At 67.2% G+C, this 14,466-nt stretch carries 9 protein-coding genes; all 9 read left to right on the top strand.

Translation table 11 applies throughout. The features are described 5' to 3' along the window. Window positions 1–2,577 (top strand): cutinase family protein (locus QNI14_RS04605; RefSeq protein WP_283715173.1); only part of this gene is annotated, 2,577 nt, incomplete at its 5' end. A gap of 177 nt (window positions 2,578–2,754) precedes the next feature. Next, the gene (locus tag QNI14_RS04600; RefSeq protein ID WP_283715171.1) at window positions 2,755–2,985 is read left to right on the top strand and encodes a DUF6704 family protein; all 231 of its coding nucleotides are present in this window, start codon (window positions 2,755–2,757) and stop codon (window positions 2,983–2,985) included. Between the two features lies 1 nt (window position 2,986). Then, window positions 2,987–3,763 (top strand): indole-3-glycerol phosphate synthase TrpC, encoded by a 777-nt coding sequence (gene trpC, locus QNI14_RS04595; protein ID WP_283715170.1) that lies wholly within the window; start codon window positions 2,987–2,989, stop codon window positions 3,761–3,763. Next, on the top strand, window positions 3,760–5,019 hold the full coding sequence (gene trpB / locus QNI14_RS04590) for a tryptophan synthase subunit beta (protein WP_283715168.1): 1,260 nt from the start codon (window positions 3,760–3,762) through the stop codon (window positions 5,017–5,019). Before trpC ends, trpB begins: the two co-directional genes overlap by 4 nt. Beyond that, entirely contained in the window at window positions 5,016–5,810 is a 795-nt protein-coding gene (gene trpA, locus QNI14_RS04585; RefSeq protein WP_283715166.1) for a tryptophan synthase subunit alpha, read from the top strand. Before trpB ends, trpA begins: the two co-directional genes overlap by 4 nt. 10 nt (window positions 5,811–5,820) lie before the next feature. Beyond that, window positions 5,821–6,792 (top strand): prolipoprotein diacylglyceryl transferase, encoded by a 972-nt coding sequence (lgt, locus tag QNI14_RS04580; RefSeq protein WP_283715164.1) that lies wholly within the window; start codon window positions 5,821–5,823, stop codon window positions 6,790–6,792. A 53-nt stretch (window positions 6,793–6,845) separates the two neighbouring features. Then, window positions 6,846–11,441, top strand: coding sequence for a glutamate synthase large subunit (gene gltB, locus QNI14_RS04575; RefSeq protein ID WP_283715162.1), 4,596 nt, complete (start codon window positions 6,846–6,848; stop codon window positions 11,439–11,441). Then, window positions 11,434–12,900: a glutamate synthase subunit beta gene (locus QNI14_RS04570; RefSeq protein ID WP_283715161.1), complete on the top strand. Its 1,467-nt coding sequence runs from the start codon at window positions 11,434–11,436 to the stop codon at window positions 12,898–12,900. The genes gltB and QNI14_RS04570 overlap by 8 nt, the downstream gene beginning before the upstream one ends. 50 nt (window positions 12,901–12,950) lie before the next feature. After that, window positions 12,951–14,399 (top strand): pyruvate kinase, encoded by a 1,449-nt coding sequence (gene pyk / locus QNI14_RS04565; protein WP_283715159.1) that lies wholly within the window; start codon window positions 12,951–12,953, stop codon window positions 14,397–14,399. The last annotated feature ends 67 nt before the right edge of the window (window positions 14,400–14,466 follow it).

Genomic DNA, 14,466 nt, shown 5'->3' with positions numbered 1-14,466 from the left:
TCGATCACGGTGGTGGTGACCGGGAAGAAGTCTGGTTACGTCACGACGTCGAAGACGAGTGCGGCGAAGACGGTCGCGTTGCTGGCGTTCAAGTCGGCGCCGGTTCCGACGATTTCGGGGTCCGCGGCGGTGGGGCAGACGCTGACGGCGGGTGCGGGGTCGTGGTCGCCGGCTGCGTCGTTGTCGTATCAGTGGAAGCGTGGGTCTGCGTCGATCAGTGGTGCGACGGGTAGCACGTACAAGCTTGTGGATGCGGATGCTGGGCAGTCGATCACGGTGGTGGTGACCGGGAAGAAGTCTGGTTACGTCACGACGTCGAAGACGAGTGCGGCGAAGACGGTCGCTAGGTCGGCGCGTGTGGTCGAGTTGCCTCGGGCGATCGTTGAGAATAGGACGCTATTGACATCCACTGAGGTGGTTTACGTAGCGAGACACACGGTTTCCATCTCCACAGGCGTGACGCTGACCATTCCGTCTGGTGCGGTGGTCAAGTTCTCGGAGCACGCGGGACTTTATGTGGCTGGTTCGTTGGTTGCGAATGGGTCGGCGGCGAGTCCTGTGGTGTTTACGTCGTTGACCGACGACGCGGCTGGTGGTGACACCAACGGCGACGGCGACGACACGACTGCCTCCGACAGCTGGTGGGAAGGCATCGATGTTGCTGATGGTGGCGATCTGGTTCTTTCGCACGCGCGCGTGTCGAGTCGCATCAATGGTGCGGGGACGATTTCGTCATCCATCATCGAGGGCGCGATCACTGCGCCGGCAGTGCGGCCGGTGTCTATCACGCAAACAACAGTCCGTGGCGGTTCGATTACCGTGACGCGCGAGGCCGGATCGACGAGTGCGGTCGCGGTGACTGTGAAGGGCAACACGGTTCAGGATGGTGCGATCAGCGTCATCTCGAACAATGCAAACGCTTCTGCTCCCGCGGTCGTAGTCACCGGCAACAAGATCAGTGGCCATCAGGGTCAGTGTGCGCTGACCGTTGAAGATGTGAAGCTCCGCCCGTCGAACCTCAGCGGGAACACAATTACGGGGAACAAAGTCAACACGGTTTGTTATGCAGGAACGCTCGTTGAGAATTGGACCGTACCGATCACGGGCCCACGAATCGTCATCATCGACAGTTATGAGTACTACGACGATAACTACAAGGGCGGACTCACTGTCGCTGCGGGTGTGACCATGACCGCACCTGCTGGCGCAATCATGAAGTTCCATCACGCGGGACTTTATGTGGCTGGTTCGTTGGTTGCGAATGGGTCGGCGGCGAGTCCTGTGGTGTTTACGTCGTTGAGCGACGACGGGGCTGGTGGTGACACCAACGGCGACGGCGACGACACGACTGCCTCCGACAGCTGGTGGCAAGGCATCACCGTCGGCGATGGTGGTTCGCTAACCGGCACGGGACTTCTCGTCAGGTACGCCGCCACGGCTCTCTCGACGCAGGAGATCTCAACGATCAAGCTGAATAGCTCGAGTATCGAACTCTCGGGCGACACTTGTATAGACGCGCGCGGAGCTGATTCCGCGAGCTACTTTCACGGCACATTGAGTGCTTGCGACGTTGGGATTCGAGCGACGCGCCACTTTGACGCACGCGACACGCAGTGGGGGGCGGATCTCGGGCCATCGGTCGATGAGAACCCATCGGTAGTTGGCCCCGTCGCCGTATTCCCGTGGGCCGGTGCTTCAGTACCCCAACCCCTGCTCTCAGCTCCTACGCCGACATCCGTCACGGACTCTGGAGCCTGCAGAGACGTCTTGTTCATTGGCGTGATGGGATCTGGGCAGAGAGGGGAGGCAGGAAACGCTGACCTATTGGGATCAATGGTGAGAACCATCTACGCGGGCTTCAAGCAACGATATTTGAACGATGGCACTCCTGAAGATCTCACGTACAAAGTGATGGGCCTAGATTACGAAGCGAACGCTGTTCCATTATTCGGCACGTCTGGCCGCAATCCGTGGCAGCACATGGCCGATGTTTCCAACTATGTGCCTGGGGCATGGGACGGGTCCGTCCGTCTTATCTCTCAGATACAGAAGGCGGTTGATCAATGCGGGAAATCCGGGCAGAAGATCGTCCTTGCGGGCTACTCCCAAGGAGCGTGGGCGGTCCACTCTGCTGTGCAGTATCTCGGGGCGGCGCAGTCCTCCCTAATGGACCACATCGCCGGTGTCGCCCTACTCGCCGATCCGTTACGGTCAGACGAGATTGCGATCACCGACACGGGTGTCTCGCCGGATGGGGATGGAATCGGAGCCACTTTGCTCGGCTACGTCGGCACGAGCTACATGGACTGGATTCAGGCTTCCGCGCTCGGCACGTTCCCAACTGTTCCAGATGTTCAGATGGACGACTTTAGTTATCCATCTGCTCTCATAGATCGCAGCGTCCAGCTCTGTGGACGCGGGGATTCCGTGTGCGACACCGGTTGGCTACTTGAGATGCCGCGGGTGCTGGGGCTGGGCTCCTTCTTCGCTGATGGCATCGAGATTCACGAGGGCTACACCGATCAACAACTGCGGCATCTTGGCGCGGAACTCCGCGAGACGGTCTTTCAAGAATGACCGCGACAACTCGAGTCGGCCTATACGCGGCGATCGATTCGTGGGACGACCTTTCGCGCGGCGAGGACCCGACCCGCTGAGCGCGGGACGCCATCACCGCCCCGCTAGACTGGCACCGCGGCCCGATCCGTCACCCGGCGGACGAGTCGACACGACGTTTCGCATCCAAGGAGCACTATGAGCAACGACATCGGCGATCCCGGCCACGGACACTCCCCGGCGGCGTGGACCACCGTCGTCATCGCACTGGTGGCGATCTCGTTCGGCACCCTCTTCTTCTTCCTCGAGATGCCGCTGCTGGTCTGGCTCTCGGTCGTCCTCCTCGTCATCGCCGGCATCGTCGGTCTCGTGATGACGAAGGCGGGCTACGGCGTCGGCGGCTCGAAGACCACGGCAAAGCAGCACTGACGTGCTCGCCGACCTCACGGCCGGCGCGGTGGAGGACGCCGAGGCGCGTCGTCGGTCGAAGCCGTTCGACGTGCTCGAGCGTGAGGCTCTCGCCGCACGTCCTGCGATCGATGCGCTCGCGGCGCTCGCGCCCGCTAACCGCGTCAAGATCATCGCCGAGGTGAAGCGTGCGAGCCCGTCGCGCGGTGACCTCGCCGCCATCCCCGACCCGGCGCTGCAGGCGTCGAAGTACGAGCAAGGCGGCGCGTCCGCGATCTCGGTGCTCACCGAGGGGCGCAAGTTCAAGGGCTCGCTCGCCGACCTCGAGGCGGTCCGTGCGGCCGTGTCGGTGCCCGTGCTCCGCAAGGACTTCATCGCGACGCCGTACCAGGTGCTCGAAGCCCGCGCTGCGGGCGCCGATCTCGCGCTGCTCATCGTCGCCGCGCTCGACCAGCCGCTGCTGGCCGGGCTGCATGCACTGATCCTCGAACTCGGGATGACGCCGCTCGTCGAGACCCACTCGGCTGAAGAGCTCGAACGTGCCGCCGATATCGGCGCGAAGCTCATCGGTGTCAACGCGCGGAACCTCTCCACCTTCGAGCTCGACCGCGACCTGTTCGGCCGGCTGTCCGACTCGTTTCCCTCGGATGCCGTGAAGGTGGCCGAATCCGCAGTCCTCACCCCTGCCGACGTCACGCACTACCGCTCTGCGGGTGCCGACGTGGTCCTCATCGGCGAGGCGCTGGTCACCGGCGACCCCGTCGCCACCCTCACGACCTTCCTGGAGGCGGGCGCATGAGCCTTCGTGCGGCATCCGGTCCCTTCTACGGCGAATACGGCGGGCGCTTCATGCCCGAATCGCTCATCGCCGCGATCGATGAACTGACCGCCGAGTACGAGGCGGCCAAGGCGGATCCCGCCTTCGGTGCGGAGTTCCATCGCCTGCTCAACGTGTACGCGGGGCGTCCCTCCGCGCTCACCGAGGTCGCGCGGTTCGCCGAGCATGCCGGCGGTGCACGGGTCTTCCTCAAGCGCGAGGATCTGAACCACACCGGGTCGCACAAAATCAACAACGTGATCGGCCAGGCGCTGCTCACCAAGCGTCTCGGCAAGACGCGCGTGATCGCCGAGACCGGTGCCGGCCAGCACGGCGTCGCGACGGCCACCGCCGCCGCGTTGTTCGGCTTCGACTGCACGATCTACATGGGCGAGGTCGACACCGAGCGGCAGGCCCTCAACGTCGCGCGGATGCGGCTCTTGGGTGCCGAGGTCGTCCCGGTCACGACCGGCTCGCGCACCCTGAAGGACGCCATCAACGAGGCGTACCGCGACTGGGTGGCGTCGGTCGAGACCACCAACTACATCTTCGGCACCGCAGCGGGTCCGCACCCGTTCCCTGCGATGGTGCGTGATTTCCAGAAGGTCATCTCCGAAGAGGCCCGGCAGCAGCTGCTCGACGAGATCGGCCGACTTCCCGACGCGGTCGTTGCCTGTGTCGGCGGGGGATCGAACGCGATCGGCATGTTCGACGCATTCCTCGACGACGAGGGGGTGAAGCTCTACGGCGTCGAAGCGGCCGGTGACGGCGTCGACACGCCCAAGCACGCGGCCTCCATCGAGCGAGGCCGCCCCGGCGTACTCCACGGTGCTAAGACCTATGTCCTGCAGGACCAAGACGGCCAGACGATCGAGTCGCACTCGATCTCGGCAGGCCTCGACTACCCGGGCGTCGGCCCCGAGCACTCGTGGCTCGCCGACATCGGCCGTGCCGAGTACATCCCCGCGACGGATGCCGAGGCCATGGACGCGCTGCGCCTGCTGAGCCGCACCGAGGGCATCATCCCGGCGATCGAGTCGGCGCACGCCCTCGCCGGTGCACTCCGCCTCGGACGGGAGCTCGGACCCGACGCAGTCATCGCCGTCAGCCTCTCGGGCCGAGGCGACAAGGACATGGACACCGCGGCGCGCTGGTTCGGCCTCTACGACGAGGGCGCGGAGCCCGTCGACGTCCCGGTCGACCCGGAGCCCGGCAGCGGCGAAGGAGTCGAGCTGTGAGCTCGCGTGTGGCGGCGGCGATCAGCGCCGCGAAGGCCGAGGGACGCGGCGCGTTCGTCGGGTACCTCCCGATCGGGTATCCCGACCTGGATGCCAGTGTCGAGGCCGCTGTCGCACTCGCAGAGGCCGGCGCGGACATCCTCGAGCTCGGCCCGCCTTACTCCGACCCGGTGATGGACGGTCTCGTCATCCAGGAGGCGACGCAGGCGGCACTGGCGGCGGGCTTCCGCCTCGGTGACACCTTTACGGCACTCCGCGCCATCACGGCGCGTGTCGATGTGCCGGTGCTGGTGATGACCTACTGGAACCCCGTCATGCAGTACGGCGTCGACCGCTTCGCCGACGACCTGCTCGCCGCGGGCGGCGCAGGGCTCATCACGCCGGACATCACACCGGACGCCGCGGCCGACTGGATTGCGGCATCCGAGCGAACCGGTCTCGACCGGGTCTTCCTCGCGGCCCCCACGTCGACCGACGAGCGCCTCGCGATGATCGCCGAGGCCTCCACCGGATTCGTCTACACCGTGTCGACCATGGGCATCACGGGGGAGCGGGCCGAGTTGGATGCCGCCGCAAGGGGCCTCGTCGCGCGCCTCCGCGCCCACGGCGTGGAGCACGCGTGCGTCGGCATCGGCATCTCGACACCCGAGCAGGTCGCCGGGGTTCTGGACTACGCGGACGGCGCGATCGTCGGCACCGCGCTCGTGCGCGCGCTCCGCGACGGCGGAATCGCCGGGCTGACCGAGACGGCCGAAGCCCTCGCCGCAGGTACCGCCCCCGCGGCGAAGTAGACTTCCGGACGTGACTTCCGCCGCACTGCCCGTCCTGGCCAGCATTCCGAGCCCCGATGTCAGTTTCATCACGCTCGGCCCGCTGACGATCCACTTCTACGCCCTGTGCATCCTGCTGGGCATCGTCGTCGCGACGCTGTGGACCAACCGCCGCCTCACCGCGCGCGGCGCGGAGCCGTGGGTCGTCATCGACATCGCGCTCATCGCGGTGCCGCTCGCCATCATCGGCGCGCGCATCTTCCACGTCGTCACCCACCCCGGGTTCTACTTCGGCGAGGACAAGGACTTCTGGGCGATCTTCCGCATCTGGGAAGGCGGCATCGCGATCTTCGGCGCCCTCATCGGCGGCGCGATTGGCGCCTGGCTCGGCTGCAAGTGGACCGGCATCCGATTCTGGTCCTTCGCCGACGCACTCGCGCCCGGGCTGCTGCTCGCGCAGGCTCTCGGTCGCTTCGGCAACTGGTTCAATCAGGAGCTGTACGGTCTCCCCACCGACCTGCCGTGGGGCCTGGAGATCGACTACCCGAACGCGGCGTGGCCGGCCGGGCTCGCCGAGGGCACGCTGTTCCACCCCACGTTCCTCTACGAAGTCATCTGGAACGTCATGGGCGTCTGCGTCCTCGTCTGGGCCGGCCGACGCTTCTCGCTGCAGTGGGGACGCCTGTTCGGGCTCTACCTCGCGTGGTACAGCGCCGGCCGAATCGTCTGGGAATCGATCCGCATCGACCCGAGCGAGGTCTTCTTCGGCCTGCGCACCAACGTGTGGGCCGCCGTGTTCGGCGTGATCGTCGGACTCGCCATCTTCTTCGTGCAGGGTCGCCGACACTTTGGCGCCGAGCCGTCGCCCTACCAGCGTGGGCGCGAATGGACGGCTCCGGGCGCGGTACACTCAGGGGAAGCCGATGCTTTCGTCGACGTGAGCGCACCCCCCACGTCCGAAGCATCCTCCGACCAGGCCACAAGCTCAGTCACCACCCGATAACACCGCAGGGCCGACGTCGTCCCAGGTTGAGCACCCATGTGAGGACGGTTCGTATGCCCTCGAGCTCCCGTCACGAAACCACCGCGACGCCCGCGTCGATCGGTGGTGCCTTCCCGCAGAAGCAGGGAATGTACAACCCCGCGTTCGAGAAGGACGCGTGTGGTCTGGCGATGGTCGCGACGCTTCGCGGCACGCCCGGTCACGACATCGTCGACCTCGCGCTGACCGCACTCCGCAACCTCGAGCACCGCGGCGCCATCGGCTCCGACGCGGGCACCGGTGATGGCGCCGGCATTCTGACGCAGATGCCCGACGCGTTCCTGCGCGCGGTTGTCGACTTCGAGCTGCCTGCGGCCGGCGAGTACGCCGTCGGCCTCGCGTTCCTTCCCCTCGACCGCGAGGCCCGCGATGCCCAGAAGCGCGCGATCGGCGAGGTCGCGGCATCCGAAGGACTCACCGTCCTCGGGTGGCGCGAGGTTCCCACGGCCGACGAACACCTCGGCAAGCTCGCCTTCGAGGCGCGTCCTGCGTTCGAGCAGATCTTCATCTCGCGTCCTGCAGTCGGCGACGCGCCCGCACTGTCGGGCATCGAACTCGACCGCCGCACCTACCGACTCCGCAAGCGCGCGCAGCACGAGCTCGACGCGTACTTCGTGTCGCTGTCCAGCCGCACCCTCGGGTACAAGGGCATGGTCACGACACTCCAGCTCGAGCCGTTCTACCCTGACCTCCAGGACGAGCGCTTCGTCTCGGAGCTCGCCGTCGTGCACTCGCGGTACTCGACCAACACCTTCCCGTCGTGGCCGCTCGCGCAGCCGCTGCGCATGCTCGCCCACAACGGCGAGATCAACACCGTCAACGGCAACCGCAACTGGATGCGCGCGCGGCAGTCGCAGCTCGAGTCGGAGCTGATCGGCGACATCCGTCCGCTGCTGCCGATCTGCACCGACGGGCAGAGCGACTCGGCGTCGTTCGACGAGGTGCTCGAGCTGCTCACGCTCACCGGCCGCAGCCTGCCGCACGCGATCATGATGATGGTGCCCGAGGCGTACGAGAAGCAGGCCGACATCCCGGCCGACGTCCGTGCGTTCTACGAGTACCACTCGATGCAGATGGAGCCGTGGGACGGTCCCGCTGCGCTCATCTTCACCGACGGCTCGCTCGTCGGCGCTACGCTCGACCGCAACGGCCTCCGCCCCGGTCGTTGGACCGAGACCACCGACGGCATCGTCGTCATCGGCAGTGAGACGGGTGTGCTCGACTTCGAGCCGGCACGCATCAAGCGCCGCGGTCGCCTGCGGCCCGGCCGCATGTTCCTCGTCGACACCGCCCAGGGGCGCATCGTCGAGGATGACGAGATCAAGCGCGACCTCGCCGCGCTCTCGCCGTGGCAGGAGTGGCTCGACGAGGGTCGTGTCCGGTTGAAGGATCTGCCCGAGCGCGAGCACATCGTGCACCCCATCGCATCGATCACGCGGCGTCAGCGCACTTTCGGTTACACCGAAGAAGAGGTGCGCATCCTGCTGACCCCGATGGGTCAGACGGGTGCCGAGCCGCTCGGCGCGATGGGGTCCGACACCCCGATCGCGGTGCTCAGCGAGCGCCCGCGCCTGCTGTTCGACTACTTCGTGCAGCAGTTCGCGCAGGTGACGAACCCGCCGCTCGACTCGATCCGCGAAGAGGTCGTCACCTCGCTCGGCCTGGGCCTGGGCCCGGAGCGCAACCTGCTCGAGGCCGGCGCCGACCACACGCGGGTCATCACGCTCGACTTCCCGGTGATCGACAACGACGAGCTCGCGAAGCTGCAGAACATCGACCGCGCGCTCCCGGGTCGCCGGTCCATCACGATCCGCGGCCTGTACCGCGCCGACGCGGGCGCCGACTCGTTGCGCCGTCGCCTCGACGAGATCAACGCCGAAGTGGATGCTGCGATCGCCGACGGCGTCGAGTTCATCATCCTCAGCGACCGTGACTCCACGAAGGACCTCGTCCCGATCCCGTCGCTGCTGACGCTCTCGGCGGTGCACCACCACCTCATCCGCAACGAGAACCGCATGAAGGTTGGGCTCGTGGTCGAGGCGGGCGACGTCCGCGAGGTGCACCACGTGGCGACCCTCATCGGCTACGGCGCCTCGGCGGTCAACCCGTACCTGGCGATGGAGACGGTCGAGTACCTCGTGCGTGCGGGCTACATCACCGGTATCTCGCAGGAGAAGGCCGTCAAGAACCTGATCTACGCGCTCGGCAAGGGCGTGCTGAAGATCATGTCGAAGATGGGCATCTCGACGGTCTCGTCGTACGCCGGCGCCCAGGTGTTCGAGGCGGTCGGCCTCTCGCAGGAGTTCATCGACACCTACTTCACCGGCACCGAGACGAAGCTCGGGGGCATCGGCGTCGCCGAGATCGCGCGCGAGAACATCGCCCGTCACGAGTACGCGTACCCCGAGGACCAGGCCGTGCGCGCGCACGAGCGCCTCTGGACCGGCGGCGAATACCAGTGGCGTCGCGACGGTGCTCCGCACCTCTTCAACCCCGACACGGTGTTCCGTCTGCAGCACGCGACGCGCACCCGCCGCTACGACATCTTCCGCGAGTACACGGGGATGGTCGACGGTCAGGCCGAGGAGCTCAAGACGCTCCGCGGACTGTTCCGGTTGAAGTCCGGCGTCCGCCCCGCCGTGCCGATCGACGAGGTCGAGCCGGTCTCGTCGATCGTGAAGCGGTTCTCCACCGGCGCGATGAGCTACGGCTCCATTTCGCAGGAGGCGCACGAGACGCTCGCCATCGCGATGAACCGCCTCGGCGCGAAGTCGAACACCGGTGAAGGCGGCGAGGACGTCGACCGGCTGCTCGACCCCGAACGTCGGAGCTCCATCAAGCAGGTGGCATCCGGTCGATTCGGCGTCACCAGCATGTACCTGACGCACGCGGACGACATTCAGATCAAGCTCGCCCAGGGCGCCAAGCCCGGCGAGGGTGGCCAGCTGCCCCCGGGCAAGGTCTACCCGTGGATCGCCCGCACCCGCGGTGGCACCCCGGGCGTCGGTCTCATCTCGCCGCCGCCGCACCACGACATCTACTCGATCGAAGACCTCAAGCAGCTGATCTTCGACCTGAAGCGCGCGAACCCGTCGGCTCGCGTGCACGTCAAGCTCGTGAGTCAGTCGGGCATCGGCGCGGTCGCGGCGGGCACCGCCAAGGCCCTCGCGGACGTCATCCTGGTCTCGGGCCACGACGGCGGCACCGGTGCGAGCCCGATGAACTCGCTGAAGCACGCGGGCACGCCCTGGGAGCTCGGCCTCGCCGAGACCCAGCAGACGCTGATGATCAACGACATGCGCGGCCGCGTCGTCGTGCAGGCCGACGGCCAGCTGAAGACCGGTCGTGACGTCGTCATCGCGGCGCTGCTGGGCGCCGAGGAATTCGGCTTCGCGACGAGTGCGCTCGTCGTCGAGGGCTGCATCATGATGCGCGTCTGCCACCTCGACACCTGCCCCGTGGGCGTAGCGACGCAGAACCCGGAGCTGCGCAAGCGCTTCACCGGCAAGGCCGACCACGTCGTGAATTTCATGGAGTTCATCGCGCAGGAGGTGCGCGAATACCTCGCCGAGCTCGGCTTCCGCTCGATCGACGAGGCCGTCGGGCGCACCGATGTGCTCGACGTGCAGCCCGCCGTGGACCACTGGAAGGCACACGGGCTCGACCTGTCGCCGATCCTCGAGGGCCCTGTCTTCACGGATGCCGCGCCGCGCCGTCACGTGCGCGATCAGGAGCACGAGTTGGAGCAGCACTTCGACGTCGGCCTGCTCGAGCAGGCGCGCGACGTCGTCGCGCACGGTGGTCACATCGCCATCGATCTGCCGATCCGCAACACCGAACGCGCCGTCGGCACGATGCTGGGACACCACGTCACCCGTGCCCACGGCGTGAACGGCCTGCCGGCCGGCACGATCGAGGTGAACCTCACCGGTTCGGCCGGGCAGTCCTTCGGTGCGTTCCTGCCGTCGGGCATCACGCTGCGGCTCGAGGGCGACTCGAACGACTACGTCGGCAAGGGGCTTTCTGGCGGCGAGATCGTCGTCCGCCCGCCGCGGGCCGCAGAGTTCGACGCGTCGCAGAACGTCATCGCCGGCAACGTCATCGGGTACGGGGCGACGCAGGGCTCGATGTTCCTGCGGGGGGTCGTGGGGGAGCGGTTCCTCGTCCGCAACTCCGGGGCAACGGCCGTCGTCGAAGGCGTGGGCGACCACGCACTCGAGTACATGACCGGCGGCCTCGCGGTGATCCTCGGCACGACCGGCCGGAACCTGGGCGCGGGGATGTCGGGCGGCAGCGCGTACATCTACAAGCTCGATCGTGGGCTCATCAACCGTGAGGCCATCGCCAGTGGCGAGCTCGAGCTCGAGGCGCTCGGTTCGGGTGACGTCGAGATTCTGCGCGACCTGCTCGAGCGTCACGTGGCCGAGACCGGCTCCGACCTCGCCGAGGGGCTCCTCGCGAACCTCGACACCGAGGCGGCGAACTTCACGCGGGTCCTCCCGCGCGACTACGCCGCTGTTCTCAAGACCCGTCAGGACGCGGTCGCCGAGGGGCTCGACCCCGACGGCGACGTCGTCTGGACCCGCATCATGGAGGTGACCGGTGGCTGACCCGAAGGGCTTCCTCAAAGTCACCGAGCGCGAGCTCCCGCCGCGCCGGCCTGTTCCCGTTCGCATCATGGACTGGAAGGAGGTGTACGAAGCAGGTGATCAGGCCGTGCTCCGTCGCCAGGCCGGCCGGTGCATGGACTGCGGCATCCCGTTCTGCCACCAGGGGTGCCCGCTCGGCAACCTCATTCCGGAGTGGAACGACCTGACGTGGCGCGGCGAGGGCCGCGCGGCGATCGAGCGCCTCCACGCGACGAACAACTTCCCCGAGTTCACCGGCCGACTCTGCCCGGCACCGTGCGAGAGCTCCTGCGTGCTGGGCATCAACCAGCCCGCCGTCACGATCAAGCAGATCGAGGTCTCCACGATCGACGAGGCGTTCGCGAGCGGCTGGGTCGAGGCGGAGCCTCCGGGCCGGCTCACCGGCAAGACCGTCGCGGTCGTCGGTTCGGGTCCTGCCGGTCTCGCCGCCGCGCAGCAGTTGACGCGCGCCGGGCACACCGTCGCGGTCTACGAGCGCGACGACCGGATCGGCGGTCTGCTGCGCTACGGCATCCCCGACTTCAAGATGGAGAAGCGCCACCTCGAGTCGCGCCTGCGGCAGATGCGTGACGAGGGCACCCGCTTCCGCGCGGGCGTCGAGATCGGCAAGGACCTGTCGTGGAGCGACCTCCGGGCGCGCTACGACGCCGTCGTGATCGCGACCGGTTCGACCGTCCCGCGTGAGCTCGCCATCCCCGGCCGCGACCTCGACGGCGTGCACTTCGCGATGGAGTACCTCGTCGAGTCCAACAAGGCCGTCGCCGGCGACCAGATGCCGCAGCAGATCCACGCCGAGGGCAAGCACGTGGTGGTCATCGGTGGTGGTGATACGGGCGCCGACTGCATCGGCACCGCGCACCGTCAGGGCGCGCTGAGCGTGACCAACCTCGCCATCGGCGCGCAGCCGCCCGCCGGGCGTCCCGACCACCAGCCGTGGCCGATGTCGCCGACGATCTTCGAGGTGCAGTCCGCGCACGAAGAGGGCGGCGAGCGGAGCTTCCTGGCATCCACCGTCGAGTTCCTCGGCAACGAGGCGGGCGAGGTCCGTGCGCTCCGCGTCGCCGAGACCGAGTTCGTCGACGGACGCCGCGTGCCCAAGAGCGGCACCGAGCGAGAGATCCCCGCCGACCTCGTCCTCATCGCGATGGGCTTCACCGGCCCCGAACGCGGCGCGCTCGAGTCGCAGCTCGGCACGGTCTTCACCTCGCGCGGCAACGTCGAGCGTGCAGACGACTGGCAGTCGACTTCGTCGGGCGTGTTCGTCGCCGGTGACGCCGGCCGCGGACAGTCGCTCATCGTCTGGGCGATCGCAGAGGGACGTGCGACGGCTGCTGCCGTCGACGAGTACCTCATGGGATCGACCAACCTTCCGTCGCCGGTCCGCCCGACCGACGTCGCGATCGGTCTGCAGCACGCCTAGGCTGAGACCGTACACAGCCCCCCTCAAAAGAACCCAACGGAGCAATTTCTGTGAGACGCGCGAAGATCGTCGCCACGCTGGGCCCCGCCACCGAGAGCTATGAGATGGTCCGCGCGATCATCGACGCCGGTGTCGACGTGACCCGATTCAACCTCAGCCACGGCGACTACGCCGATCACGACGCTCGCCTCGCGAACGTCCGCAAGGCAGCAGATGACGCAGGTCGCGCCGTCGCTGTGCTCGTCGACCTGCAGGGCCCCAAGATCCGGCTCGGCCGCTTCGCCGAGGGTCCCCACGAGCTCGCCGTGGGCGACGTCTTCAAGATCACGACCGAAGACATCCAGGGCACCAAGGAGATCGTCTCGACGACCTTCAAGGGTCTGCCCGCAGATGTGAAGCCGGGTGACTTCCTCCTGATCGACGACGGCAAGGTCCGCGTCCAGGTGACCGGCGTCGAGGGCCCGGTCGTCACGACCGAGGTCGTCGTCGCAGGCCCCGTCTCGAACAACAAGGGCATCAACCTGCCGGGTGTCGCGGTCAACGTGCCGGCGCTGTCCGATAAGGACGAAGCCGACCTCCGCTGGGGGCTCCGTGCGGGTGCCGACATCATCGCGCTGTCGTTCGTGCGGGATGCCGCCGACGTCACGCGCGTGCACGAGATCATGGCCGAAGAGGGACGCAAGGTCCCCGTCATCGCCAAGATCGAGAAGCCGCAGGCGGTCGAAAATCTCGAGGAGATCATCGACGCCTTCGACGGCATCATGGTCGCCCGTGGCGACCTCGGCGTCGAGCTTCCCCTCGAAGCGGTGCCGATCGTCCAGAAGCGCGCCGTGGAGCTGTGCCGCCGAATGGCGAAGCCCGTCATCGTCGCGACGCAGATGCTCGAGACGATGATCGACAACCCCGTGCCGACGCGCGCCGAGACCAGCGACGTCGCCAACGCCGTGCTCGATGGAGCGGATGCCGTGATGCTTTCCGGCGAGACCAGCGTGGGCAAGCACCCGGTCGGCGTCGTGGAGACGATGGCTCGCATCATCGACTCGACGGAGACTCACGGCCTCGAGCGCATCGCGCCGCTCACGACGAAGCCCCGCACGCAGGGAGGCGCCATCACCCTCGCCGCGCGCGAGGTGGCCGAGTTCGTCGAGGCGAAGTACGTCGCGATGTTCACCGAGTCGGGGGACACCGCCCGTCGCATGTCGCGACTGCGCTCCGAGATCCCCATGATCGCCTTCGCGACCGACCCGGCGATCCGTCGCCGGATGGCACTGACCTGGGGCATCCAGTCGGCGCTCGTCGAGCCCGTCGAGCACACCGACCTGATGTTCCGCCAGGTGGACGACTTCTTCCTCGGCGCGGGGCTGGCCGAGGTTGGCGACAAGGTCGTCGTGATCTCCGGATCCCCTCCCGGAATCGAAGGGTCGACCAACGACATCCGTATTCACAAGATCGGCGACGCCGTCCACGGCAAGGCGCCGATCTACAAGGCCGAGCAGTAAGGCCGGAGCGTGTCTGAGGCGGGCATCCCCACGCGGGAGCCCGCCTCTACCATGTTCGGTGGCTGGA

Source organism: Microbacterium dauci (assembly GCF_030065535.1).
Lineage (GTDB): Bacteria > Actinomycetota > Actinomycetes > Actinomycetales > Microbacteriaceae > Microbacterium > Microbacterium dauci.
The sequence above is the reverse complement of the archived record's forward strand: the minus strand, read 5'-3'. Positions and strand labels throughout refer to the sequence as shown.